The sequence below is a fragment of the Paenibacillus sp. DMB5 genome (assembly GCF_001517085.1).
Classification (GTDB): domain Bacteria; phylum Bacillota; class Bacilli; order Paenibacillales; family Paenibacillaceae; genus Paenibacillus_AQ.
The window spans coordinates 42,572-67,503 of sequence record NZ_LRAC01000141.1 but is presented as its reverse complement, the minus strand read 5'-3'; the positions used below and the strand labels follow the sequence as shown (position 1 = coordinate 67,503).

Below are 24,932 nucleotides of genomic sequence, written 5' to 3'. Positions count from 1 at the left end.
GTGCAGCAATGCATGGAGCTGACCAATACTAATCGGTCGAGGGCTTATCCAATAAATAAATCGCAGATTCGTTTCGGATTCAGTTTTCAGGTGATCAAGCCTGGCAGGATGTTAAACCGATGGTTTGATATTTTCTGCAGCGATTTCGAGAAGCGTAAGCTTCGAAAAATCATGTTTGGTGGCGATAGCGGAAGGGTTCCACGCGTACCCATCCCGAACACGACCGTTAAGCCTTCCAGCGCCGATGGTACTTGGACCGAAGGGTCCTGGGAGAGTAGGACGCCGCCAAGCGCGTGAGTCCACTGTTGAGCAATCGACAGTGGACTTTTTGCGTCTGTGAATAATTGTGGAAAACTTGTGGATAATTCAGATTACTGCTGAAAAAGTACACACATGTGGATAGCTTTTTCACATAACGACTTATCCCCTGTTAAGGGCGAGGAAAGGCATGAATATGTAATTTAGTCAAGAATAATTCCTAGTAGTACACTGTTTTTGTGGATAATATGTGGAATTTGTGGATAACGGTTGCATAACCGTGGATAAGTGTTTTTAGCCGGGGGGTCTTTGCCCGGCTTTTTTTGTTGCTGTTTTTATTTTGTGGATAACTCTGCGATTTTTCTAGTAGGCTCCAGAAAGTTTACAGAAAGTCTGCAGAAAATTAGCGTACAGCAATCTGGCTTGTTATACTCTCTATAAGCATTAATAAATTCCTGTTTATGAGGTGAACTGACGTGGAAATAAGGCAGCTGAAGCCAGAAGAATTTGAATCAAACTTGACTCTTTCTGAATACGCGTTTCAGTATAGAGTGTCAGCAGAGGCTCGGATTAACAAAAAAGAAAAGTTTAAGCCGGAAAGAGTATGGGGTGTTTTTGAGGAGGGGGAGTTGAAGGCAGGACTCACACTTCTGCCTTTGGAAGTACATATACAGGACAGAATTGTTTCTATGGGGGGAATTGCCGGAGTAGCCACATGGCCGGAGAACCGCAGACAAGGCTATGTGGCGACTCTATTAAAGCATATTCTGCAGGTGATGAATGAGAATGGTCAGTCACTGTCGATGCTGCATCCGTTCCTGATTCCTTTTTACCGCCGGTTCGGCTGGGAGGTTTATTGCGAATACAAAAAGTACACAATTCCTGTAGAGAAATTTCCGGTGAAGACAGAGATCGAAGGCAGTGTGCGGCGTGATGCTGCAGATTTGGAAACACTGGATCAGCTCTATAACCGCTTTGCGGCCCGTTATAACGGAACGCTGAAGCGAAGCATGGAGTGGTGGAAGGAGAGTGTCCTGGACGAGGACATGCACCATTGCCTGTTTATCTCGGATGAAGGCGAACCAGAGGGTTACGTACTGTATAAGCTGGAGAAAAGGGAGCTCGTTATTGATGAATTTGTCTATCTGAATGAAAAGGCACGCCGCGGGCTCTGGACATTCCTTGCCAATCACGATTCCATGATCACCGGTGCTTCGCTGAAGCTGGTGCCGTCGGATGATATCCTGCCGTTTCTGCTGCCGGACCCGCGGATTCACCAGGAGAATTATCCTTACTTTATGGCGCGGATTGTTAATGCACAGGCCTTCATAGAATCGTTTATTTTCAATAAACAGCCGGAAGTGCGGAAATATACATTGTACATTAAAGATGAGCATGCTCCGTGGAACGACGGAAGCTGGGCGCTGACTGTCAATACTGATGGAACAGCTTCGCTGGTCCGCTCCGGGGCTGCAGAAGGGCAGACAGACCTGAGCTGCAGCATTGGAACGCTGACAATACTTTTAATGGGATATAAGCGTCCGCAGGAGCTGGCCAGATACGGCAGTCTGACGGGCGATCCGGAAGCGCTGAAATGGCTGGAAGAGATTGTACCGCATGCCGAGACCGCCTTGATTGACTTTTTCTGATGCCGCTGAAGCTCTGCCGCTGTTTTGCAGCAGGGAGAGCTTCTTTTTTACATATGAAAATCGCCGGGCCGTAAGAATATACCGAATACATTGGCGGTATTAAGTAAAAAATAAGAGTAACCCCTTGGAATTCAGTGAGAATATGTTATAATATGAAAAAAGTCAAAGAAAGTCAAAGTCAACGAAGGCTCACCTGAGCTTTTCTGTTACCTCAGCTTTTTAGTTATTTATAGCAGTGGATCTGCCGGGTTCAAAATATATTCCTTTAAGGACGATGTTGCTGTTTATGCTGCAGCTAAGCCTGGATTCGTGCTTTCACTCTTGGGTTAAGTTCTTTAGAGGTTACTCCGGGCGGATTCGCAGCAAAGACGTACACTATTGCATTAAGCACTGGAGGATGAGTGATGCGTAATATCTCTGATATTATCGAACAATATCTGAAGAATATTTTGCATGAAAGTCCCGAAGGTACGGTGGAAATCCAGCGCAATGACCTGGCGGACCAGTTCTCATGCGTGCCGTCACAGATTAATTATGTCATCAGTACACGTTTTACTTTGGAGAAGGGCTATGTGGTGGAGAGCAAGCGCGGCGGCGGGGGGTATATCCGTATTCAGCGTTTTGAGCTGCCCCAGAATGTGGCGCTGTACGCTCATCTCAAATCTACAATAGGAAATGATATTGATCAGAATTCTGCCGAAGGGCTGATCTATCAGCTCGAGGAAGCCCGTTTCCTAAGCAAACGTGAAGCGTGTCTTATGCGCGCCGCTGTTTCCCGGGAATGCCTGACGGTTAATCTGCCGTACCGGGATGAGATTCGTGCCAAGATTATGAAGGCGATGCTAATCTCTTTGTTGGGCAAATAATGGTCATCATAAGGGAGGGACTCCGCTATGCTGTGTCAGGAATGCGGTGTCAAACCGGCTACTCTGCACTTTACCAAGATCGTGAGTGGAGAGAAGACGGAATTTCATATTTGTGAAAGCTGTGCCCGTGAAAAAGGGGAGATGATTCCAGGAACCGCAGGGGGCTTCTCAATCCACAGCCTGTTATCCGGTCTGCTCGATCTTGAAGGGGCGGGCAAGGAGAAGTCAGCAGCTACCAAAAATGTGCAGGGTCTGCACTGCGAGAACTGCGGCATGACCTATTCCCAATTCAGCAAGCTTGGACGGTTTGGCTGCAGCTCCTGCTATAAATATTTTGACAGCACGCTGGACCCGCTGTTCAGAAGAGTTCACGGCAGCACCGCACATGTAGGCAAACTGCCCAAACGCGCCGGTGCACAGATCATGTGCAAGCGTCAGATCAATGAATTGAAGCATGAACTGCAGGAAAGCATCATCCAGGAAGAATTTGAAACTGCAGCCGAGCTGCGGGACAAAATCCGCAAACTTGAAAAAGAAATGGCACAAGAGTAAAGTCTTTCATATATAGGGGGGATACGACATGTCAAGTCTCCGTTTTACCGAACAAGCGCTCAGCAACTGGATGCGCTGCGGCGGCAGCCACTCTGAAATTGTGATCAGCAGCCGTATGCGTATCGCCCGCAATCTGGAGCATCTGCCGTTTCCGCTGCTGGCCTCGGCTGAGCAGGCGGAAGAAGCACTGGAACAGCTTGCCCCTGTATTCCAGGGAGACGCCGCTGGGGGCCTTGGCACCTTTGAACTGCTGCGGCTGGATGAGATTACCGAGCTGGACAAAAAAGTGCTGGTGGAGAAGCATCTGATCAGCCCAAATCTGGCCAATGATTCCCGCGGAGGTGCGGTTATCCTGAACGAGGATGAGTCGGTCAGCATTATGATCAACGAGGAGGATCATCTCCGTATTCAGTGCCTGTTTCCCGGATTGCAGGTCAAGGAGGCCTGGGAGCGGGCAACGGCCATTGATGATATTTTTGAAGCCTCCGTCAATTATGCCTTTGATGACAGGAGGGGGTATCTGACAAGTTGTCCTACCAATGTAGGCACCGGCCTCCGGGCCTCAGTGATGCTGCATCTGCCGGCGCTGGTGATGACTCACCAGATCAACCGTATTTTATCGGCTGTTAACCAGGTGGGTCTGACTGTAAGAGGAATTTACGGTGAAGGCAGCGAAGCAGTAGGTAACATTTTTCAGATTTCCAACCAGATTACACTGGGACAAACCGAAAGTGAAATCATCGAGAATCTTCACAGTGTAGTTACACAGATTATTGAGCACGAACGTAATGCCCGTGAGCGGCTGCTGACTGATTCAGCGCTGCGGATCACCGACCGGATTAAACGCTCCTACGGGATTCTGGCATACGCTGCTGTCATGGAGCTCAAGGAGTCGGCACAGCGGCTCTCCGATCTGCGGCTGGGTGTGGATCTGGGCATTCTGGAAGGTCCCTCGATCTCCGTGCTGAATGAGCTGAATGTGAAGACACAGCCGGGGTTCCTGCAGAAAATGTTCGGTGACGAGCTGTCAGCGACCGAACGCGATATGTACCGGGCGAAGCTGCTCCGGGAAACACTGGGATCACAACATTAATTATAGATATTTATTATCCGTGGAGGTGCAGGAGATATGATGTTTGGAAGATTTACGGAACGCGCACAAAAAGTGCTGGCGCTGGCGCAAGAAGAAGCTGTACGGCTGGGACATAACAACATTGGTACAGAACATATTTTGCTCGGACTGATTCGTGAGGGAGACGGCATTGCCGCCAAGGCACTGATTGGACTGGGTCTGGGACTGGAGAAAATCCAGGACGAAGTGGAGACGCTGATCGGCAGAGGACAGGAACAGCCTACCAACATCGCGTACACTCCACGTGCCAAAAAAGTTATCGAGCTGTCGATGGACGAAGCACGCAAGCTGGGCCATACTTACGTCGGCACAGAGCATATCCTGCTCGGCCTGATCCGGGAAGGCGAGGGCGTAGCTGCCCGTGTACTTAACAACCTTGGAATCAGCCTGAACAAAGCTCGCCAGCAGGTACTGCAGCTGCTTGGCAGCAGTGAAGCTACTTCAAGCCACAGCGGAACGCCTGCGAATGTCAGCACGCCAACGCTGGACGGCCTGGCCCGTGACCTTACTGCCTATGCTAAAGACGGCAACCTTGACCCTGTTATCGGCCGCAGCAAGGAAATCGAACGTGTAATTCAGGTGCTCAGCCGCCGGACCAAAAACAATCCGGTACTGATCGGTGAACCTGGGGTAGGTAAAACCGCAATCGCCGAAGGTCTTGCCCAGAAAATCATCAACAATGAAATACCGGAAACGCTGCGTGACAAGCGCGTTATGACCCTGGATATGGGTTCAGTGGTGGCCGGAACCAAATACCGCGGTGAGTTTGAAGACCGCCTCAAAAAGATTATGGATGAAATTCGTCAGGCTGGTAACATTGTACTCTTCATCGATGAGCTGCACACCCTGATCGGGGCAGGCGGCGCGGAAGGTGCGATTGATGCCTCCAACATCCTGAAGCCGGCCCTGGCCCGCGGAGAGCTGCAGTGCATCGGTGCCACTACACTTGACGAATACCGCAAATATATTGAAAAAGACGCAGCCCTGGAGCGCCGCTTCCAGCCGATCACGGTGGATCAGCCTTCTCCGGAGGAAGCCGTACAGATCCTTTACGGACTGCGTGACCGTTATGAAGCTCATCACCGGGTGAAGATCACCGATGAGGCTATCGTGGAGGCTGTGAAGCTCTCTGACCGCTACATTCCGGACCGTTTCCTGCCGGACAAAGCGATTGACCTGATTGACGAAGCGGGTTCCAAGGTAAGACTCAACTCCTACACCATCCCGCCGAATCTTAAAGAACTGGAGATGCGCCTTGACGATATCCGCAAGGAGAAGGATTCTGCAGTACAGAGCCAAGAGTTTGAAAAGGCCGCTGCGCTGCGTGATACCGAGCAGAAGATCCGCGAGGAGCTCGATACAACCAAGAACCAGTGGAAAGAAAAACAGGGCCGTACCGATTCCCAGGTTACACCTGAGGATATCGCCCAGGTTGTTGCCAGCTGGACCGGTATTCCGGTAAGCAAGCTGAAGGAAGAGGAGACTGACCGTCTGCTCAATATGGAAGCTCTGCTCCATGAACGCGTAATCGGCCAGGATGAGGCTGTGAAGGCTGTCAGCCGGGCGCTGCGCCGGGCACGTGCGGGTCTCAAGGATCCTAAGCGTCCAATGGGCTCCTTCATCTTCCTCGGACCAACCGGGGTAGGTAAAACCGAGCTGGCGCGTGCACTTGCCGAAGCGATGTTCGGTGACGAGAATGCCGTAATCCGCATCGACATGTCGGAATACATGGAGAAGCATTCCACGTCCCGCCTCGTAGGGGCGCCTCCGGGATATGTAGGGTATGAAGAAGGCGGACAGCTGACCGAGAAGGTACGCCGCAAGCCATATTCCGTAGTATTGCTGGATGAGATCGAGAAGGCTCACCCTGAAGTATTCAACATCCTGCTGCAGGTGCTGGAAGACGGTCGCCTGACCGATTCCAAAGGCCGGGTAGTCGATTTCCGCAACACGCTGATTATCCTTACCTCTAACGTAGGGGCACAGGCAATCAAGAGAAATTCAACCCTCGGCTTCACTGCTGTGCAGGATGCCGGAGCGGATTACAGCAACATGAAGGGCAAAGTAATGGAAGAGCTGAAGAAGAGCTTCCGTCCTGAGTTCCTGAACCGTATCGACGAAATCATTGTCTTCCACTCGCTGGAAGAGAAGCATATCGCCGAAATCGTTACACTCATGTCCGACGAGCTGCGCAAGCGGCTGCGTGAATACGATGTGGACTTCGAGCTTACAGACGGAGCCAAAGCATTCCTGGCCAAGGAAGGGTACGATCCGGCATTTGGTGCCCGACCGCTGCGCCGCGCGATTCAGAAGCATATCGAAGACCGTCTCTCCGAAGAGCTGCTGAAGGGCAATATCAAGAAGGGGGATTCCCTCAAGATCGATCAGGTGGATGGCGAGCTTGTGGTAACCACCGTAGATGCACCGGCCGTCGCACTTGATAAAGAAGCCGAGGCAGACAACAAGTAAGAAAGACCGCTTGAAACAAAGCTGCCGCTCCTCCGTATAGAGGAGCGGGGCTTTTTTTTGTTGACCGGTTGTTCGATTGCACCGAAATTGACTAAACAGGCCTAAAATCAGGCAGGTTATAGAGACAGTCAAAAACTAGAGCCTAAGTAACCTTTCGTTCGGGATGGAGAAATGGTAAACTTTGAATAAGGGCTAATTATATGCAATTTTAGCAACTTCGTACCGTAAGGAGACCACATGGCAAAAGCAAAAACAAAATTTTTCTGTACCGACTGCGGCTACGAATCGCCAAAATGGTTCGGCAAATGCCCGGGCTGCCAGGCATGGAACACCATGGTGGAAGAAACGGAAAGCGTAGTCAAAACACAAGGAATGAATGCACCTATTTTTCAGAGTAAAGAAAAGGCGCAGTCGATCATAAATATAGAAAGTGACAAAGAACCGCGCATCCTGACAGGCATCGGAGAGCTTAACCGTGTGCTTGGCGGAGGCATTGTCCCCGGCTCGCTGGTGCTTGTCGGAGGAGATCCCGGTATCGGTAAGTCTACCCTTCTGCTGCAGACCTCTCACGCCTTGACTACCCAGGGACTCCGTGTGCTCTACATTTCCGGGGAAGAATCGGTACGTCAGACTAAGCTCCGGGCCGACCGCCTCGGGGCGTTGTCAGGTGAGCTGTACGTGCTGTGTGAAACCAATATGGAGAGCATTGAAGAGGCTATTGAGCAGATTCAGCCGCAATTCCTCGTCATTGACTCCATTCAGACCGTATTTATGCCTGAAGTTACGAGTGCACCCGGCAGTGTGACACAGGTCAGGGAGTGTACGACACGTTTTATGCGCATTGCCAAAATCCGTGGAATTGCGACAGTGCTGGTTGGTCATGTTACCAAAGAGGGGGCCATTGCCGGACCCCGGATGCTCGAGCATATGGTAGATTGTGTACTGTATTTCGAGGGGGAACGTCACCATACCTACCGGCTGCTGCGTGCAGTAAAGAACCGTTTCGGTTCTACCAATGAGATCGGAATTTTTGAAATGGGCGAGATCGGCCTCACAGAAGTAGAGAATCCCTCGGAGCTGTTCCTGTCGGAACGTCCGCTGGGTGTGGCCGGCTCTGCCGTCGTGGCTAGTATGGAAGGAACCAGGCCGGTGCTTGTGGAGCTGCAGGCGCTGGTTGCCGCCACCCATTTTCCTTCGCCGCGGCGGATGTGCACCGGGATGGATCATCAGCGCATGGCGCTTATTATTGCAGTACTTGAGAAGCGGATGGGCATGTTTCTGCAGAACCAGGATGCCTACCTCAATGTGGCAGGAGGCGTGAAGCTGGATGAGCCGGCTATTGATCTGGCAGTTGCAGTCAGCATTGCCTCAAGCTTCCGTGATATCTCCACCAAACCCTATGATGTATTCTTTGGCGAAGTCGGTCTTACCGGCGAGGTCAGAGGCGTCTCACGTGCCGAAACGCGGGTCAAAGAGGCGGCTAAGCTGGGCTTCCGGAGGGTAATTATGCCTGAGAAGAGCATGAAGGGCTGGAAGCATCCGCAGGATATCCAGATTATCGGCGTCAGCACCGTAGCAGATGCATTAAAGGTCGCGTTAGATTAGGGGGCTAATAGGAAGATGAAAGAATATACTCAATTAGAGAACATGAATGACCTGCTGAGGATGGCAGCGCCGGGCACACCCTTCCGCGAAGGTCTGGAAAATGTGCTCCGGGCCAAGACGGGTGCACTCATCGTAGTCGGATACAGTCCTGAAGTGATGGAGGTTGTGGACGGCGGCTTCTCCATCAACTGTGATTTCTCACCCAATTATTTGTATGAGCTGGCAAAAATGGACGGCGCCATTATATTAAGTGAGGACCTCAAACGGATTCTTTACGCCAACACTCAGCTCATTCCCGATTCGTCTATCTCCTCGATCGAGACCGGAATCCGCCACCGGACGGCGGAGCGTGTTGCCAAACAGACCGGCAAGCTGGTTGTGTCCATCTCACAGCGGCGGAATATCATTACGCTGTATCAGGGCTCTATCCGCTATGCGCTCAAAGAAATCGGGTCCATACTGGCCAAAGCCAACCAGGCGATCCAGACGCTGGAGAAGTATAAAGCAGTGCTTACCCAGGGGCTGACCAACCTCTCCGCCTCCGAATATGAGGGGATTGTTACTGTTCCGGAGGTTGTGGGGGTCATCCAGCGTGTAGAGATGGTGCTGCGGATCAAGATGGAAATCAAACGCTACATCAATGAACTGGGCAACGAAGGCCGCCTGATCAGCATGCAGATGGAAGAACTGGTGGGAAATACAGAGGAAGAAGCCTGGCTCTTATACAGAGACTATGCAAGAGAAGAGCAGGAGGACAAAATCCGTGAAATCATCGCCGGGCTTAAACGCAGCAGTGATGATGAGCTGATGGATGACAATCATATAGCCCGCCTGCTGGGCTATTCTTCGACGGCAATCGCCTCGGAAGAAGCGGTCACACCGCGCGGCTACCGTCTGCTGAACAAGATTCCGCGGCTGCCGAATGTTATCATTCACAATCTGGTGGAGCGCTTTGAAATGCTGCCTAATTTGATGACGGCAAGCATAGCAGAGCTGGATGAAGTGGACGGGATCGGCGAGATGAGGGCGCGCAATATTCAGGATGGGCTTAAACGGCTGCAAAAACAAGTTCTTATTGACAGGCAAATGTAAATAACATACAATCACGTAATATTGATGGGCACTTGGTTTTAAAGTAAGCAGACAGAGGTGAAGAAATGATACAAAAATCAATTCCAAGTCTTTTTACCATCGGTAACCTGATGCTTGGAATGTTTGGTATCATGATGGCGTTAGACGGCAAGCTCAGCATGGCCGCTATCATGGTGATTATTGCTATGCTTTTAGACGGACTGGACGGCCGGGTCGCGCGTGCACTTAAATGTGAAAGTGAGTTTGGCAAGGAGCTGGATTCTTTATCCGATGTAGTCTCCTTTGGGGTAGCCCCTGCTTTAATTATGTATATAACCAGCCTGCAGGATTTGAACTCTGCACTGGGCTGGACGGTAACGGCGATTTTCCCGGTATTCGGGGCGCTCCGTCTCGCACGCTTTAATGTCCGTCCGGGAATTCCGGTTATTTCGTCGGATTGCCGATTCCTGCAGCGGGTGGCGTACTGGCCACACTGGCTCTTTTCAATAAAGATGTGTCCGCTCCATTTATGATTGTTGCGTCGCTGCTCTTATCCTATCTCATGGTCAGCACTGTAAAATATCCTAACTTCAAGAAAGTCGGCCTGCCCAAAAAAGCAGTGCTTATCGCACCGGTAGTCATTGTAGTGGCTGTGGCCGTGGCTGTTGTTTTCCCTGAGCAGATTGCCAAAATGATCTTTGCGCTGCTGGCGCTGTACGCCCTGTACGGCTTCAAGCAGAACATCGACCGGCTGACGGCACGCCGCCGGCACCGCCGCAGAAGACGTTCTGAAGACAAGGTATATCAATCCAAGAACGGTTAACCCAAAAAGGCTTTGCCCTCACTGATGACAGTGAACGGCAAAGCCTTTGCTGTTAATTAGGATTCAAGAGAGATTAAACAGTCCGAGTGTGGCGCACTTCTGCGATTCCTTGGCGACCACCTCGTCCATATTGATGTTAAGCAGATTGCAGAGGGCGGACATATAGAACAGCTCACGCCCCAGTTCGGAGGCGACCACCTCGCGGCAGTTCTCGCACAGCTCGCCTTCCAGATGAGTGCCTGCGAGCTCCTTGGCTTGTTCGAGTCCAAGCGCCGGTTCAAATACCTGCTTGGTGGCGTGCAGCTGGATGCAACCGCATTCGGTTATGGCTTTGACGACAGCACGGTTGACGGATGCGCTACTCTGTCCGTTTTTGGACATGACATCCAGCAGACTACGGTGACGGAGCAGCAGTTCGGAGACTTGATCCTGAAAGGCCTGTAAACTTGGTGCGCTCATTTTCCATTCACCCCTGGGTTCTTGATTGAGTTCATTATATGCCAGTACCCCCCTGTTTTCAACGGGAATAGGAGTTCCTGACAACCTTTACATAACCGGTAACTTTTTTCTGCAGAAAAAAGCGTGCCTGCGATTACCAACCTGAGAATTGGAACATACTGGAGAGGTATAGATCATTTCAGGATGAATAAAAGGAGGTGCGTAGGGTTATGTGGAAAAAGATTGTTTTGACACTTGCCGGGTTGCTTGGTGCCTGGTCCGGCTATTCGCTATACCATACGGCAGAAAAAGGATTCCCGCAGGGGATGGACAGACTGGCAGGAGATCTGCCTGTGGATGGGAGCATTTTGTTTACGGTGCTGGGAGCCATTATTTTTTTGATTGCGGGGACTTTATGCGCGGATTGGGGCGGTTCAAAGCTGCGGGAGGCAGTAACGTACTGTTCGCGTATACCAATGAATGAAATGGCTGCAGGCGCCGCCGGGCTGACCGGAGGGCTTCTGCTATCCCTGCTGCTGTATCCGGCCATGGACTGGCTCGGCAAAGCGGGCGATCTGCTGCAGGTGGCGGCTACCCTGGGGCTCGGTTATATGGGGCTGCGGATCGGTCTGGAAAAGAAAGAAGAACTGGCGTCGCTCTGGGCAACCGGACGCTGGGGGCAGACGGATGAGCCGGAGGGCAGGGGGCCTGAGGAGCATAAAATTCTGGATACGAGCGTCATCATCGACGGACGGATCGCTGATATCTGCAAGACGGGCTTTATCGAAGGGACGATTGTTATACCGGAATTCGTGCTTGAGGAGCTGCAGCATATTGCCGATTCTTCGGATCTCTTGAAGCGTAACCGCGGACGGCGCGGCCTGGACATTCTCAACAAAATCCAGAAAGAGCTGGATGTGAAGGTCCTCATCTACGAAGGGGATTTCGAAGAGATCTCCGAGGTGGACAGCAAGCTGGTCAAGCTGGCAAAGGTGCTGCGCGGCAAGGTGGTCACGAATGATTTTAACCTGAATAAGGTTTGTGAGCTGCAGGGTGTGTCTGTGCTGAACATCAACGATCTGGCCAATGCGGTTAAACCGGTTGTGCTGCCTGGAGAGGAAATTATCGTACAGGTCATTAAGGACGGCAAGGAGCACGGCCAGGGGGTAGCTTATCTGGATGACGGCACGATGATTGTCGTTGAAGGCGGGCGCGAGTATATCGGCACTACGATGGAAGTGCTGGTTACGAGTGTGCTGCAGACCTCTGCGGGCAGAATGATTTTTGCCAAGCCGAAGCTGCTGGAAAAAGCGCAGTAAGCGCCTTGACGCAGGCTCTAAAATGTCTTACGGGTTGGAAATGCCCGCCAAACACGTTATGATGGGGATATACGTGAAAGACAGGAGCCTAAAGAACATGTCAAACAGTGTGGGCGCCGTAATTGTGGCGGCAGGCAAAGGGACAAGGATGGGGACCACTGAGAGCAAGCAGTATCTGCTGCTGCAGGATAAACCGGTAATCGTTCATACGCTTGAGGTGTTCCAGCGGCATGAGCTTATCTCCGAAATCGTGCTGGTGACCGGTGAAGCGGATATCCTCCGCTGCCGGGAATGGGTGGAGGCCTACAGGCTGGATAAAGTTAAGGCTGTTATAGCCGGCGGAGCGGAGCGGCAGCATTCTGTGTACAAGGGACTGCAGACGCTGGAGACAGACTGGGTCATGGTTCATGACGGCGTACGTCCGTTTGTACAAGCTGATGAGATCAGCGCCTGTTACAGCAAGGCCCTTCAGACCGGGGCGTCAGTGCTGGCTGTACCGGTTAAGGATACTATTAAGCAGGTAGATGGTGCAGGCCAAGTGGTGTCTACACCTGACCGGCGAAGTCTGTGGGCGATTCAGACCCCGCAGACTTTTCGTCTGTCTGAGCTGATGGCGTCCTATGAAGCGGCGGAGCGGGACGGATTTCTTGGTACCGATGATTCCAGCCTTGCGGAACGCAGCGGTATTACGGTCTCTGTGGTGGAGGGAAGCTACAGCAATATCAAGCTGACCACACCGGAGGATCTGGATTTTGCAGAGTTTACACAAAGAATCAGGGGAGAGGGTTAACAGATGATAGCTGTAGGACAAGGATTTGATGTACACCAGCTTGTAGAGGGAAGACCGTGTATTATTGGCGGTGTAACGATTCCTTATGAAAAGGGGCTGCTGGGCCACTCCGATGCGGATGTGCTGCTGCACGCAGTCAGCGATGCCATCCTGGGGGCACTGGGGCTTGGCGATATCGGCCGGCATTTTCCCGATACTGACCCGGCGTTCAAGGATGCAGACAGCCTGAAGCTGCTGGAGCATGTATGGGGGCTTGCCCGTGAGCGCGGCTACAAGCTTGGAAATATTGATTCTACTATAATCGCACAGAAGCCCAAGATGGCTCCTTATATCCCGCAAATGACAGAGATTATTGCCAAAGCGCTGGGTGCTGAGGTTTCCAAGGTTAATGTAAAGGCAACAACGACGGAACAGCTCGGCTTCACCGGACGCGGCGAAGGAATTGCGGCACAATCTATTGTCTGCCTGCTCCAAGATGTGATATCATCTTGAGATGGCTATGCAAGGCCTAATTTTACCTATTATGAAGCGGAGGGAATTACAGTGGCGGATCAAGTCCGGGTGCGTTATGCACCGAGCCCTACGGGACATTTACATATCGGAAATGCCAGAACGGCATTGTTTAACTATCTGTTTGCCCGGAATCAGGGCGGCAAATTCATTATCCGGATCGAAGATACGGACGTAAAGCGCAATGTTGCCGGCGGCGAAGAAAGCCAGCTGAAGTATTTGAAATGGCTGGGTATCAACTGGGATGAGAGCGTAGATGTAGGCGGGGAATACGGTCCGTACCGCCAGACGGAACGTCTGGATCTGTACCGGGTATACTGGCAGGATCTGATTGACCGCGGTCTTGCTTACCGCTGCTACTGCACGGAAGAAGAGCTGGAAGCAGAGCGTGAGGAACAGACCGCACGCGGCGAAACTCCGCGCTATTCCGGCAAGCACCGCAATCTGACCGAAGAGCAGCGTCTTGCCTTTGAGGCAGAGGGGCGTATTGCCAGCATCCGTTTCCGGGTACCGGAAGACCGTACCTATACCTTTGACGATATCGTTAAAGGCAGCATTTCCTTTAATACCAAGGAAATGGGTGACTTTGTCATCGTGAAGAAGGACGGGATTCCAACCTATAACTTCGCGGTTGCCATTGATGATCACCTGATGGAAATCTCCCATGTGCTGCGCGGAGAAGATCATATCTCCAATACGCCGCGCCAGCTGATGATTTACGAAGCACTGGGCTGGGAAGCTCCGCTGTTCGGCCATATGACGCTGATTGTCGGCGATGACCACAAGAAGCTGAGCAAGCGCAACGAATCGATTATTCAATTTATCGAGCAGTACGACCAGCTGGGTTACCTGCCCGAGGCGCTGTTCAATTATATTTCCCTGCTGGGCTGGTCGCCGGAAGGGGAAGAGGAGATCTTCAGCCAGGAAGAGCTGATCTCTATCTTTACGGCTGACCGCCTGTCGAAGAGCCCGGCAGTGTTCGACAAGAACAAGCTGGCACACCTCAACAACCACTATATCAAGCATGCAGATCCACAGCGGATCGCACGCCTTGCTATCCCGCATCTTCAAAAGGCAGGCCGTCTGCCGGCAGAGCTGAATGAAGAGCAGCAGACATGGGCGGAGAGCCTTGTAGCGCTGTACCAGGAGCAGATGACGGCGGCATCAGACATCGTTGAGTTGTCCGAGCTGTTCTTCCGCAGCCACCTGGAGCTGGAGACTGAAGCAGCCCAGGTGCTTGCCGAGCCGCAGGTGCCAGAGGTTTTGTCCGCATTCCTGGCTAAGGTGGAAGCTACTGAGGACTTTACTGCTGCCAACATGGCAGTGTTGATTAAAGAAGTGCAGAAAGAAACCGGCCATAAGGGTAAAGGGCTGTTTATGCCGATCCGTGTCGCCCTGACCGGGCAGACGCATGGCCGTGATCTTAATGTGACAATTGCCCTGCTTGGACGCAACCGGGTAATTGAACGCCTGAAATCACAAATTAAAGGGAGCTAGGCTGCAGCAGGCCGCTTATAACCCTTGTCAGTCCAGGTTCTTTTCGCTAAGATAGAGACATATTGTAATAGCTGTGATCAGGAGAAGTATGCGTTTAAAGACAATTGCCAGAGAGAATAACCGCTGAGGATCTGTTTCCTTCGTGGCTGGGAGTTATTCACTTGTCTTCCGCAGAACATGCGCCTGTGAGCTGTGCGGCTGAGCGGTTCCACCAAAGGAGCGTTAGGCTGTGCCGGGAACGTTGCCGTTATTAACGCAAGAGGGATAGCATCAGCAGCAGGCCGGGAACGGCTATGAGCACTGATACATGATCCAAGCAGAGTGGAACCGCGGTTTAACGCCTCTGCAGCTTTGAGCTGCAGAGGCGTTTTTTGTCGGAATATAAGGAGAGTTCATGCCTTGCAGCGGTGGGTTACAAAGCGGGTTGATACTACCTTCGCCAGGCGTACCTGTTAACAGGAGGCGGCGAAGCCAAGAAGAGGGGAAACGTGATGTTTAAGCATATAAAGTCGGATATCCGGGCTGTATTCGACAACGATCCCGCGGCGCGGAGCAAATTCGAGGTTGTTTTTACTTATGCCGGACTTCACGCAATATGGGCGCACAGGATCGCCCACTCCCTGTATACCCGCCGGTGGTTTACACTGGCACGGATTGTCTCGCAGTTCAGCCGGTTCATGACCGGTGTGGAGATCCACCCCGGCGCGCGGATTGGTAACCGGCTGTTCATTGACCACGGTATGGGGATTGTCATTGGTGAAACCTGTGAAATTGGCGATGATGTCATCATCTATCAGGGGGTAACCCTTGGCGGTACGGGGAAGGAAAAGGGCAAACGTCATCCAACGGTCGGCAACAATGTAGTTATCGGTTCAGGGGCAAAAGTACTGGGATCCTTCCGGATCGGCGATAATTCAAATATAGGCTCCAACGCGGTCGTTCTGCGGGAAGTCCCAAACAACAGTACAGTCGTAGGCAATCCTGGACGTGTAGTCAAACGCAACGGGGAACGGGTATCCGACCGCCTCGATCATACCAAAATGCCCGATCCGCTCATTGATTCCCTGCGGTTTCTGCAGAAGGAAATTGAGGAGCTGCGTGAGCAGATGGGTAATGAGGATAAACAGAAGGCGGAGCAGCGGAGGCTGGAAAGCCAGCAGTATATCGGGGATTATGAAATTTAAAGATTGCCGGAGTTTAAGTAAATCCCGGAACAACAGAAAGGATTGGGAACAGAAATGGCTTTGCAAATCTACAACACTATGACACGCAGTAAAGAAGAGTTTGTACCGCAGGAGCCGGGCAAAGTGAAGATGTACGTATGCGGACCTACAGTCTACGGCTATATGCACATCGGGAATGCCAGACCGGTTATCGTTTTTGATATGGTGCGCAACTATCTGGAATCACTCGGCAATGAAGTGCGTTATCTGACCAACTTCACTGATGTGGATGACAAAATGATCCGTAAAGCGGAAGAGATGAACATCACTGTAGCCGAGGTTGCGGACATGTTCATTGCGGCTTATCAGGAGGATCTGGCCGGACTTGGCGTGAAGCCGGCGACCATGAATCCGCGGGTTACGGAGAGCATGGATAAGATTATTGAGTTTATCAAGGAGCTTGAAGAAAAGGGCTACGCCTATGAGAACGGCGGGGATGTATATTACCGTACCGGCAAATTTGCCGATTACGGGAAGCTGTCCCGCCAGAACCTGGAGGAGCTGCGCTTCGGTATCCGCGTCGAGGTAGATCCCCGCAAGGAAAACCAGGAGGATTTTGTGCTCTGGAAGGCGGCCAAACCGGGCGAGGTGCACTGGTCAAGTCCATGGGGAGAAGGACGTCCCGGCTGGCACATTGAGTGCTCTGCGATGGTTCGCGAATATTTAGGCAAAACTATCGACATCCATGGCGGCGGAGAGGATCTGAAATTCCCGCACCATGAATGCGAATGCGCACAGACCGAAGCGCTGACGGGTGAGCCGCTGTCGAATTATTGGATGCACAACGCGTTTCTGAACATCGGTGACGAGAAAATGTCGAAATCTCTGGGTAACGGCCTGCTTGTAAAGGATATCCGCGCCCGCTTTAAGGCAGGGACTATCCGGTATTTCATGCTCTCCAGCCATTACCGCAATCAGCTGAACTTTACGGAGGAAGCATTGCAGTCCGCCGAGAAGAGCGTGGAACGGATTGCGCTTGCTGAGAGCAATGTGAAACACCGGCTTGAACTGGCTCCTGAAGGGGCTGAGGGTGAAGCGAGCGCTGCGGTTACCGAGCGGCTGGCCGCAATCACCGGCAGTTTTCATGCGAAAATGCAGGATGATTTCAATACGCCGGATGCCATCACCGCCGTGTTTGACTGGGTGAGCCTGGCGAATCAAACGCTGGCCAAGACGGATGCTGCGGCTGCGGATCTCGCAGCGCTGCTGAAGACCTACGCTGAAATGAATGCTGTATTAAACCTGACTCCTGAGCTTGAGGCTGAGGTGGCAAGTGAAGAGGTTGAACGCCTGATTGCTGAACGGGCGGAAGCGCGCAAGAACAAGAACTGGAGCCGGTCCGATGAGATCCGTGATGAGCTGAACAGCCTCGGTATTCTGCTGGAGGATACTCCGCAGGGAATGCGGTGGCGGCGCAAATGAGCAGCGGGTTTAATCTAGATCGGGCCTGGTTCCCGTACGAGCCTTCACAGCCGGCCCGGCTGCTCTCGCCAATCGTGCTGGCCTATGCCGGGGATGCCATCTATGAGGTTGCGGTAAGACAGTATCTGATCTCGCTGCCGAATCTGCGGCCTAATCATCTGCACCGGACAGCCACCGGACTCGTCTCTGCCAAAGCGCAGAGCACTATTCTGGCTTATCTGGAACCGCAGCTGACCGATGAGGAGAAGGATGTGGCCCGCCAGGGGCGCAATGCCAAATCAGGCACGATTCCCAAAAATGCCGATGTGCTTGAATACCGTCATGCCACGGCATTTGAGTGTCTGATCGGACATCTGTATTACACGGGACAGCAGGCGAGGATTCAGGAGCTGGTCCACAGCAGTATCCAGTATATGATGAACCGGTCTAAGTGAGGCCGTTTACAGCTATAAAACAGGAGGCAACAACATGGAAGAACTAAGGACGGAAGAGGAAATACTGGCCGGCAAGCATTCAGTGCTTGAAGCGCTCCGCGCCGGCCGTACACTGAACAAAATCTGGGTCGCTGAAACGGCGCAGAAGCATTTAACGGCGCCTATTATTGCCGAAGCACGCAAGGCAGGCATCGTAATCCAGCATGTCGATAAAAGGAAGCTGGATCAGCTTGCGCCCGGAGTGCAGCATCAGGGGGTAGTAGCGCAGGCGGCACCTTTTGCCTATACCGAGGTGTCTGATATTCTGGCAGCGGCCGAAGCTAAGGGAGAACCGCCGTTTCTGATTCTGCTCGATGAAATTGAAGACCCGCATAATCTGGGCTCCATCCTGCGTACGGCGGACTGCACCGGGGTGCATGGTGTAATTGTTCCGAAGCGCCGCTCTGCGCAGATTACAGCGACAGTCTCCAAAACATCAGCAGGTGCAGTAGAGTACGTTCCTGTTGCCCGGGTTACCAATCTCGGACAGACTATTGACCGGTTGAAGGAGCTGGGCGTCTGGGTAGTAGGCACGGACGTCGCTACGGATCAGAATCTGTATGAATCTGATATTTTTACCGGACCGGTTGCAGTCGTAATCGGCAATGAAAATAAAGGCATGGGCCGGCTGATCCGCGAAAAATGTGATGTGCTGCTTAAGCTTCCAATGGCCGGCAAAATCAATTCCCTTAACGCATCCGTTGCTGCCGGCGTTATTATGTATGAGGTGCTGCGCCGCCGGCATCAGCAGGGATAGCTATGGCTGACTGGCGCGATGTGCTGCTGGTGGATGGATACAACATGATAGGCGGCTGGCCGGAACTCGCGGCACTCTCGCTGACCGGCATGCAGGAGGCGCGTGACCGGCTGCTGGATATGCTGGCCGATTATCAGGCATTCACCGGGCGGCGCGTTATCGCCGTGTTCGATGCTTACCGTGTTCCGGGACTCGGGCGTTCTTTTGTACAGGGGAAGGTACAGGTGGTCTTCACTAAGGAAAAAGAGACAGCGGACGAATGCATCGAGCGACTGGTGGGGGAATACACTCACCGGCGCCGGCAGATATATGTGGCAACCAGCGATTTTGTGGAACAGCATGTCATTTTTGCCCAAGGGGCTCTGCGTGTCTCCGCCCGTGAGCTGAAGGTGGAAATTGAAGAGAATCAGAAGCTCGTCAAAAAGGCGATAGAACCAGAAAGCATCAGTTCCAAACGGCACTCACTGGAAGAAAAGCTGCCGCCGGATACGCGAAAACGTCTTGAAGACTGGCGCCGGCAATGAATTGGCTGAAGCGCCCTGAACAAAATGCCATTAAATGTTATTGAAGATTGTTTTTGGACAATATCCGGTTGACGTTGTAAGGTAACATAATATATACTGTTCCTATATTTTAGCTAAGTAACGATGTGTCTTGCGTTGCAGCCGGGGGGATTCTTGGTGAGTGTCGACCTCAAGGAAATAATGCTTTCTGAGTATGATTTCATAAGTGATGAAGAGATTGTCGAGATCTTCCGTAGTGGCGACAGCGGCGCATTGGAACACTTAATTAACAAGTACCGTAATTTCGTACGCGCTAAGGCCCGATCCTATTTTTTAATCGGGGCTGACCGGGAGGATATCGTGCAGGAAGGCATGATTGGCCTGTATAAGGCAATCCGTGACTTCAAGGGCGACAAGCTTTCTTCATTCAAGGCGTTTGCCGAGCTTTGCATTACCCGCCAGATCATTACCGCGATTAAGACGGCTACCCGCCAGAAGCATATTCCGCTTAATTCCTATGTATCTTTGGACAAGCCCATCTACGATGAGGACTCCGACCGGACACTGATGGATGTGATCTGCGGCACCCAGGTGCTGGATCCGGAAGAGCTGATTATTAACCAGGAGGAGTTCATTGGACTGGAAGATAAGATGGCGGAGATTTTAAGCGACCTTGAACGCAAGGTGCTCATGCTTTATCTGGACGGGCGTTCCTATCAGGAAATTGCCGAGGATCTGAAGCGGCATGTGAAGTCGATCGACAACGCATTGCAGCGGGTCAAACGTAAATTGGAAAGATATCTGGAAGTGCGTGACAATTAATGATATAATGTTAATGAAAGGCTCGGACATCGAGTCTTTTTTTAGTGTTGTGCTGGCTTCTGTATCAGGAATAGATGAGAATTTGGACGCTTGCGGTTGGAACAGGTTTACACAAAGTCGGAATGCTCCATAATGATAGGGAATAACCGTGTTCAGCGGGAAAAAGGCAGAGCAAGGACTACATGCGGCACACGACTACAAACCCGGAATTACCCAGCGCGATAGGGCAATTCTTTCGTTGACACAGACGTTGACATTATGCTAAAGTGTTTTAGGTAGGCCTAAATTCGCGGGTTTTTTTTAGGATCAATATTTGCGTCTTCTAATTTAAATTAGAAGTACGTCTTCGGGAGGTGCACATCATGCGGGTAATTATCACTTTGGCTTGTACAAGTTGCAAACAAAGAAACTATGCGACAACCAAAAACAAGCGAAATCACCCCGACCGCTTGGAGATGAAGAAATTTTGCAAGTTCTGTAACGAGCAAACTCCTCATCGCGAAACCAGATAGTCTTTGGAGGTGTAGTCGGCGTGAAACGTAGTTTCAAGTCTCTGTTTTCCTTTTTCACTGAGAGCTGGAGTGAACTCAAAAAAGTTCGCTGGCCTAGCCGTAAAGAGCTGAAGAACTATACAATGATCGTTCTCGGTACAATTGTAGTTATCGCTGTTTACTTCTGGGTTCTGGACATCATTATTTCCGCTGTAATTGAAGCGATTATTTAGAGAGGTCCAAGGTGGCTTGGTATGGAAAAAAGATGGTATGTTGTTCATACCTATTCCGGGTATGAGAATAAGGTTAAGGCCAATTTGGAAAAACGCGTTGAGTCCATGGGCATGGAAGACAAAATATTCCGCGTTCTTGTTCCTATGGAAGAAGAGCTGGTAAACAAGGACGGTAAGAAAAAGACCGTTATGCGTAAAGTTTACCCCGGTTATGTTTTGGTTGAAATGGTTCAGACTGATGATTCATGGTATGTTGTCCGCAATACGCCGGGCGTTACCGGATTTGTCGGTTCGACAGGTTCCGGCTCCAAGCCTACCGCTTTGCTTCCGGAAGAGGTTGAACAAATTCTGAAGCATATGGGCATGGTTGAACCTAAAGCGAAGATTGATTTCGAAATTAAGGAATCCGTACGTATTATGGTTGGGCCTTTTGCGAATTTCGTGGGCTCCGTGGAAGAAATTTTGGCCGACAAGAGCAAGATCAAAGTGCATGTCAACATGTTTGGACGGGAAACCCCGCTGGAGTTGGATTTCACTCAAGTGGAAAAAATATAATAACAGTGTCAAGGGTTTCTTGTGGGAGAACGCGGTAAGCGTTCGAATACCACTATTTTTGCAAGGAGGTGTCACTCATGGCTAAAAAAGTTATTAAAATGGTGAAACTGCAGATTCCTGCAGGGAAAGCGAATCCAGCGCCTCCAGTAGGTCCTGCGTTGGGTCAAGCAGGTGTCAACATCATGGCATTCTGTAAGGAATTCAACGCCCGTACTGCTGACCAGGCTGTCTGATCATCCCGGTTGAAATTACAGTGTTTGAAGACCGTTCCTTTACTTTCATCACTAAAACTCCTCCGGCTGCCGTTCTGCTTCGCATCGCTGCTAAAGTAGAAAAAGGATCCGGTGAACCAAACAAGAAAAAAGTAGCGAAGCTCGGCCGCGCAGCGGTTCGTGAAATCGCCGAAACCAAAATGCCTGACCTTAACGCTGCATCTGTTGAAGCTGCAATGCGTATGGTTGAAGGTACTGCCCGTTCTATGGGTATCACAATCGAAGACTAATATGTATTCGATGAACCGGTCATTCATGACCGCAATATGTGGGAGGAATTTCCGCTAACACCACAAAGGAGGAACATTTTCATGGCTAAACATGGTAAGAAATACCTGGAATCTGCTAAGCTGATCAACAGCGAAGCAACTTACGAGCCTTCAGAAGCTGTAGAGCTTGTGAAAAAGGCGGCAACTGCCAAATTCGACGAAACCGTTGAAGCAGCAGTTCGTCTGGGTGTAGACCCTCGTAAACAAGACCAAGCAGTTCGTGGTGTTGTTGTCCTGCCACACGGCACTGGTAAAACACAACGCGTGCTTGTATTTGCAAAAGGTGAAAAAGCGAAGGAAGCGGAAGCTGCTGGCGCGGATTATGTTGGCGATCAGGATATGATCAACAAAATCCAACAGGGCTGGTTTGAATTCGATGTCTGCGTAGCTACACCTGATATGATGAGTGAAGTCGGTAAACTGGGTCGTCTGCTCGGTGGTAAAGGCCTCATGCCTAACCCTAAAGCCGGCACTGTTACTTTCGACGTTACCAAGGCTGTGCAAGAAATCAAAGCCGGTAAAATCGAATACCGTCTCGATAAAGCAGGTCAAATTCACGCGCCTATCGGCAAAGTGTCCTTTGCTCCTGAACAACTGAACGAGAATCTTAAAGCTCTTATCGACGCTTTGAACCGGGCGAAACCAGCTGCTGCTAAAGGTGTATACCTTAAAGGCATCGCTATTTCTTCCACTATGGGACCAAGCGCACGTGTGAGCACAGCTGCTTACAGATAATTTGGGGTTGACTCCTGGAGTTATCTCTGATAACCTATAACAGTTGTACTTAAGGTGATCAATCTTAAACTTGAATATGCTTACCGTAGACAGTAGGTGCCTTAAGGCTTAATTTCCTACCGAGGTGTTGTGATAGAAATATAAAGTACCGGGCATCTGCCTTGAGACTTTCCTTTTATCAAGCCTTCGTGATTCTGCGGAGGCTTTTCTAATGCCTGCGTAGGAACGGCGGAGATTCTTTGGAAGAGAACGCCGTCACATAAATTTTCAGGAGGTGTATACAATTGGCAAATGCAAAAGTAATCCAAGCTAAACAGGATGCGGTTGATGTTGTTACCGGCAAACTGCAGAACAGTATCTCTACTGTTGTTGCGGACTACCGCGGTCTGAACGTTTCGCAAGTAACCGAACTGCGTAAGCAGCTTCGTGAAGCTGGCGTTGAGTTCCAGGTCCTGAAGAACACATTGCTTCGTCGTGCAACTGCAGCGGCTGAACTGACTGATCTGGATGCAGTACTGACTGGTCCTACAGCCATCGCCTTCAGTGAAACTGACGCAGTAATTGCTGCCAAGATTTTGAACGACTTCGCTAAGAAGAACGACGCTCTGAAACTTAAGGGTGGCGTAGTAGAAGGCAAAGTTGTAGATGAGGCGCAAATCAAGGCACTGGCAGAACTTCCTTCCCGCGAAGGTTTGCTCTCCATGCTGCTTAGCGTGCTTCAAGCTCCAATGCGCAACTTCGCGCTTGCAGTTAAAGCTGTCGCTGAAAAAGAAGAACAAAGCGCGTAAGCCTTTGTCTCAGGTTTCGTAACACAAACACAAACAAATTTAATTATAAAATGGAGGTTCAACCATGAGTAAAGAAGCAATCTTGGAAGCAATTAAAGGCATGAGCGTACTGGAACTGAACGACCTGGTTAAAGCAATCGAAGAAGAATTCGGCGTAACTGCTGCAGCTCCAGTTGCAGTAGGCGGCGGCGCAGCAGCAGCAGCTGTTGAAGAGCAAACTGAATTTGACGTAATCCTGACAAGCGCTGGCGCTTCCAAGATCAACGTTATCAAAATCGTTCGCGAAATCACTGGTCTGGGCTTGAAAGAAGCTAAAGACCTGGTAGACAACGCTCCTAAGCCAATCAAAGAAAAAGTAAGCAAAGAAGATGCTGATGCTACCAAAGCTAAATTGGAAGAAGCAGGCGCAGCTGTAGAAGTGAAGTAATTTCGCTTCCATAAAGCATTACCCCGGATAGAGGTAATTCTCTCCCGGTTCTTCAACCCCCTTGAACTTGTTCAAGGGGGTTGCTTTATAAAGAAGTTGTTACTTTGATAAGAAGGGAGGGCAATGAATGTCGCAGCATTATTACTCCCAGCAGCCGGATGCTCGCCATGACAGACGGACGCTAAACACAGTACTGAGAGGTAAAAGCCTCAAGTTTATAAGTGATGCCGGCGTTTTTTCCAAGGGGGATATCGATTACGGAAGCAGGGTGCTGATTGAATCAATCGAGATACCGCGTAATGCGGCAGTTCTTGATGTTGGGTGCGGGTACGGACCGATTGGAATCAGTGCGGCGCTGCTTGCTCCGGAAGGCCATGTAACGATGATTGATATTAACAGCCGTGCTGTAGAGCTTGCCCGTGAGAATGCCGGGAATAACGGTGTGAAGAACATTACGGTGAAAGAAAGTGATGTGCTGTCTGCAGTGCAGGGGCAGAAGTTCGATGTTATCCTCACCAACCCGCCGATCCGGGCAGGTAAAGCTGTGGTGCATCAGATTTTTGAACAGGCATATGAGCATTTGAACGAGGGCGGAGCGCTGTGGATTGTCATTCAGAAGAAGCAGGGGGCACCTTCAGCGGTGGCCAAACTGGAAAGTCTGTTCCCGGTTGTAGAGGAAGTAACAAAGGATAAGGGATACCGTATTATTAAAGCACAAAAAATAGTTGAATGATTATTGACATGTGCTTTTAATAGTGGTATTATTATAAAATGTCAGTATTAACCTAGGCTCCATGTCTTTAGTTTGCTGAAATGTCAAGTGTTATTGTCGCCGGCAAGCGCAAGCCGTTTGGGAAGTTTGTGCGAATTCCGTTCTCTATGTTACTGTCACGGCGAAGTCCGCCGGGATAATAGTTAATAGCGCATAAACTGTTGCTTGTTGACGTATAATATGTACGTTTTAGGCAAATCTACTGGATAAG

At 50.8% G+C, this 24,932-nt stretch carries 25 protein-coding genes, 1 rRNA gene, 2 pseudogenes and 1 other annotated feature; of the genes and pseudogenes, 27 read left to right on the top strand and 1 reads right to left on the bottom strand.

Annotated features, from left to right (window positions below):
• Positions 1 to 174 precede the first annotated feature (174 nt).
• From rrf to pssA, 9 genes and pseudogenes are all read left to right on the top strand, one after another.
• A 5S ribosomal RNA gene (rrf, locus tag AWJ19_RS24125) occupies positions 175 to 291 on the top strand.
• Between the two features lie 443 nt (positions 292 to 734).
• Positions 735 to 1,907, top strand: coding sequence for a GNAT family N-acetyltransferase (locus AWJ19_RS24120; protein ID WP_068727724.1), 1,173 nt, complete (start codon positions 735 to 737; stop codon positions 1,905 to 1,907).
• 404 nt (positions 1,908 to 2,311) lie between these two features.
• Entirely contained in the window at positions 2,312 to 2,773 is a 462-nt protein-coding gene (locus AWJ19_RS24115; protein ID WP_068727723.1) for a CtsR family transcriptional regulator, read from the top strand.
• 27 nt (positions 2,774 to 2,800) lie between these two features.
• A complete protein-coding gene (locus tag AWJ19_RS24110) occupies positions 2,801 to 3,325 on the top strand; it encodes a UvrB/UvrC motif-containing protein (RefSeq protein ID WP_068727722.1) in 525 nt (174 codons plus the stop codon).
• Between the two features lie 28 nt (positions 3,326 to 3,353).
• Positions 3,354 to 4,418 carry a protein arginine kinase gene (locus tag AWJ19_RS24105; RefSeq protein ID WP_068727721.1) on the top strand — a complete coding sequence of 355 codons (1,065 nt, stop codon included), beginning with the start codon at positions 3,354 to 3,356 and terminating at the stop codon, positions 4,416 to 4,418.
• Positions 4,419 to 4,454: 36 nt separating this feature from the next.
• Positions 4,455 to 6,926, top strand: a complete 2,472-nt coding sequence (gene clpC / locus AWJ19_RS24100; protein ID WP_068727720.1) for an ATP-dependent protease ATP-binding subunit ClpC — start codon at positions 4,455 to 4,457, stop codon at positions 6,924 to 6,926.
• Between the two features lie 237 nt (positions 6,927 to 7,163).
• Positions 7,164 to 8,531 (top strand): DNA repair protein RadA, encoded by a 1,368-nt coding sequence (gene radA / locus AWJ19_RS24095; protein ID WP_068727719.1) that lies wholly within the window; start codon positions 7,164 to 7,166, stop codon positions 8,529 to 8,531.
• 15 nt (positions 8,532 to 8,546) lie between these two features.
• A complete protein-coding gene (gene disA / locus AWJ19_RS24090) occupies positions 8,547 to 9,623 on the top strand; it encodes a DNA integrity scanning diadenylate cyclase DisA (protein ID WP_068727717.1) in 1,077 nt (358 codons plus the stop codon).
• A 65-nt stretch (positions 9,624 to 9,688) separates the two neighbouring features.
• Positions 9,689 to 10,425 (top strand): annotated as a pseudogene (pssA, locus tag AWJ19_RS24085) (CDP-diacylglycerol--serine O-phosphatidyltransferase).
• Positions 10,426 to 10,488: 63 nt separating this feature from the next.
• On the opposite strand, the gene AWJ19_RS24080 reads toward pssA, so the two are convergent.
• Positions 10,489 to 10,884 carry a hypothetical protein gene (locus AWJ19_RS24080; protein WP_039877428.1) on the bottom strand — a complete coding sequence of 132 codons (396 nt, stop codon included), beginning with the start codon at positions 10,882 to 10,884 and terminating at the stop codon, positions 10,489 to 10,491.
• Between the two features lie 209 nt (positions 10,885 to 11,093).
• Here AWJ19_RS24080 and AWJ19_RS24075 point away from each other — a divergent pair, with 209 nt between their 5' ends.
• From AWJ19_RS24075 to AWJ19_RS23995, 18 genes and pseudogenes are all read left to right on the top strand, one after another.
• Positions 11,094 to 12,182: a PIN/TRAM domain-containing protein gene (locus AWJ19_RS24075; protein ID WP_068727715.1), complete on the top strand. Its 1,089-nt coding sequence runs from the start codon at positions 11,094 to 11,096 to the stop codon at positions 12,180 to 12,182.
• Between the two features lie 97 nt (positions 12,183 to 12,279).
• Positions 12,280 to 12,972 carry a 2-C-methyl-D-erythritol 4-phosphate cytidylyltransferase gene (gene ispD / locus AWJ19_RS24070; RefSeq protein ID WP_068727713.1) on the top strand — a complete coding sequence of 231 codons (693 nt, stop codon included), beginning with the start codon at positions 12,280 to 12,282 and terminating at the stop codon, positions 12,970 to 12,972.
• Positions 12,973 to 12,975: 3 nt separating this feature from the next.
• Positions 12,976 to 13,464, top strand: a complete 489-nt coding sequence (gene ispF, locus AWJ19_RS24065) for a 2-C-methyl-D-erythritol 2,4-cyclodiphosphate synthase (protein WP_068727711.1) — start codon at positions 12,976 to 12,978, stop codon at positions 13,462 to 13,464.
• Positions 13,465 to 13,515: 51 nt separating this feature from the next.
• Entirely contained in the window at positions 13,516 to 14,979 is a 1,464-nt protein-coding gene (gene gltX / locus AWJ19_RS24060; protein WP_068727709.1) for a glutamate--tRNA ligase, read from the top strand.
• Between the two features lie 491 nt (positions 14,980 to 15,470).
• On the top strand, positions 15,471 to 16,163 hold the full coding sequence (cysE, locus tag AWJ19_RS24055) for a serine O-acetyltransferase (protein ID WP_068727707.1): 693 nt from the start codon (positions 15,471 to 15,473) through the stop codon (positions 16,161 to 16,163).
• Between the two features lie 54 nt (positions 16,164 to 16,217).
• The gene (cysS, locus tag AWJ19_RS24050; RefSeq protein WP_068727705.1) at positions 16,218 to 17,624 is read left to right on the top strand and encodes a cysteine--tRNA ligase; all 1,407 of its coding nucleotides are present in this window, start codon (positions 16,218 to 16,220) and stop codon (positions 17,622 to 17,624) included.
• The gene (locus AWJ19_RS24045; RefSeq protein ID WP_068727703.1) at positions 17,621 to 18,058 is read left to right on the top strand and encodes a Mini-ribonuclease 3; all 438 of its coding nucleotides are present in this window, start codon (positions 17,621 to 17,623) and stop codon (positions 18,056 to 18,058) included. Before cysS ends, AWJ19_RS24045 begins: the two co-directional genes overlap by 4 nt.
• Positions 18,059 to 18,092: 34 nt before the next feature.
• A complete protein-coding gene (rlmB, locus tag AWJ19_RS24040) occupies positions 18,093 to 18,854 on the top strand; it encodes a 23S rRNA (guanosine(2251)-2'-O)-methyltransferase RlmB (protein WP_068727701.1) in 762 nt (253 codons plus the stop codon).
• A 2-nt stretch (positions 18,855 to 18,856) separates the two neighbouring features.
• Positions 18,857 to 19,378, top strand: a complete 522-nt coding sequence (locus AWJ19_RS24035; protein WP_068727700.1) for an NYN domain-containing protein — start codon at positions 18,857 to 18,859, stop codon at positions 19,376 to 19,378.
• Positions 19,379 to 19,534: 156 nt separating this feature from the next.
• Positions 19,535 to 20,179 carry an RNA polymerase sporulation sigma factor SigH gene (gene sigH, locus AWJ19_RS24030; protein ID WP_068727698.1) on the top strand — a complete coding sequence of 215 codons (645 nt, stop codon included), beginning with the start codon at positions 19,535 to 19,537 and terminating at the stop codon, positions 20,177 to 20,179.
• Positions 20,180 to 20,541: 362 nt separating this feature from the next.
• A complete protein-coding gene (gene rpmG, locus AWJ19_RS34285) occupies positions 20,542 to 20,691 on the top strand; it encodes a 50S ribosomal protein L33 (protein WP_074086515.1) in 150 nt (49 codons plus the stop codon).
• Between the two features lie 20 nt (positions 20,692 to 20,711).
• Entirely contained in the window at positions 20,712 to 20,903 is a 192-nt protein-coding gene (secE, locus tag AWJ19_RS24025; protein WP_068727696.1) for a preprotein translocase subunit SecE, read from the top strand.
• 21 nt (positions 20,904 to 20,924) lie between these two features.
• Complete coding sequence (gene nusG / locus AWJ19_RS24020) at positions 20,925 to 21,458, top strand: transcription termination/antitermination protein NusG (protein WP_020427084.1); 534 nt, start codon at positions 20,925 to 20,927, stop codon at positions 21,456 to 21,458.
• Between the two features lie 77 nt (positions 21,459 to 21,535).
• A pseudogene (gene rplK / locus AWJ19_RS24015) lies at positions 21,536 to 21,960 on the top strand (50S ribosomal protein L11).
• 81 nt (positions 21,961 to 22,041) lie between these two features.
• On the top strand, positions 22,042 to 22,734 hold the full coding sequence (rplA, locus tag AWJ19_RS24010; RefSeq protein WP_068727692.1) for a 50S ribosomal protein L1: 693 nt from the start codon (positions 22,042 to 22,044) through the stop codon (positions 22,732 to 22,734).
• A gap of 65 nt (positions 22,735 to 22,799) precedes the next feature.
• Positions 22,800 to 22,953 (top strand) — a sequence feature (ribosomal protein L10 leader region).
• 65 nt (positions 22,954 to 23,018) lie between these two features.
• On the top strand, positions 23,019 to 23,522 hold the full coding sequence (gene rplJ, locus AWJ19_RS24005; protein WP_042202325.1) for a 50S ribosomal protein L10: 504 nt from the start codon (positions 23,019 to 23,021) through the stop codon (positions 23,520 to 23,522).
• Between the two features lie 64 nt (positions 23,523 to 23,586).
• On the top strand, positions 23,587 to 23,949 hold the full coding sequence (rplL, locus tag AWJ19_RS24000; protein WP_068727690.1) for a 50S ribosomal protein L7/L12: 363 nt from the start codon (positions 23,587 to 23,589) through the stop codon (positions 23,947 to 23,949).
• Between the two features lie 127 nt (positions 23,950 to 24,076).
• Positions 24,077 to 24,682: a class I SAM-dependent methyltransferase gene (locus AWJ19_RS23995; protein WP_068727688.1), complete on the top strand. Its 606-nt coding sequence runs from the start codon at positions 24,077 to 24,079 to the stop codon at positions 24,680 to 24,682.
• Positions 24,683 to 24,932: the final 250 nt, after the last annotated feature.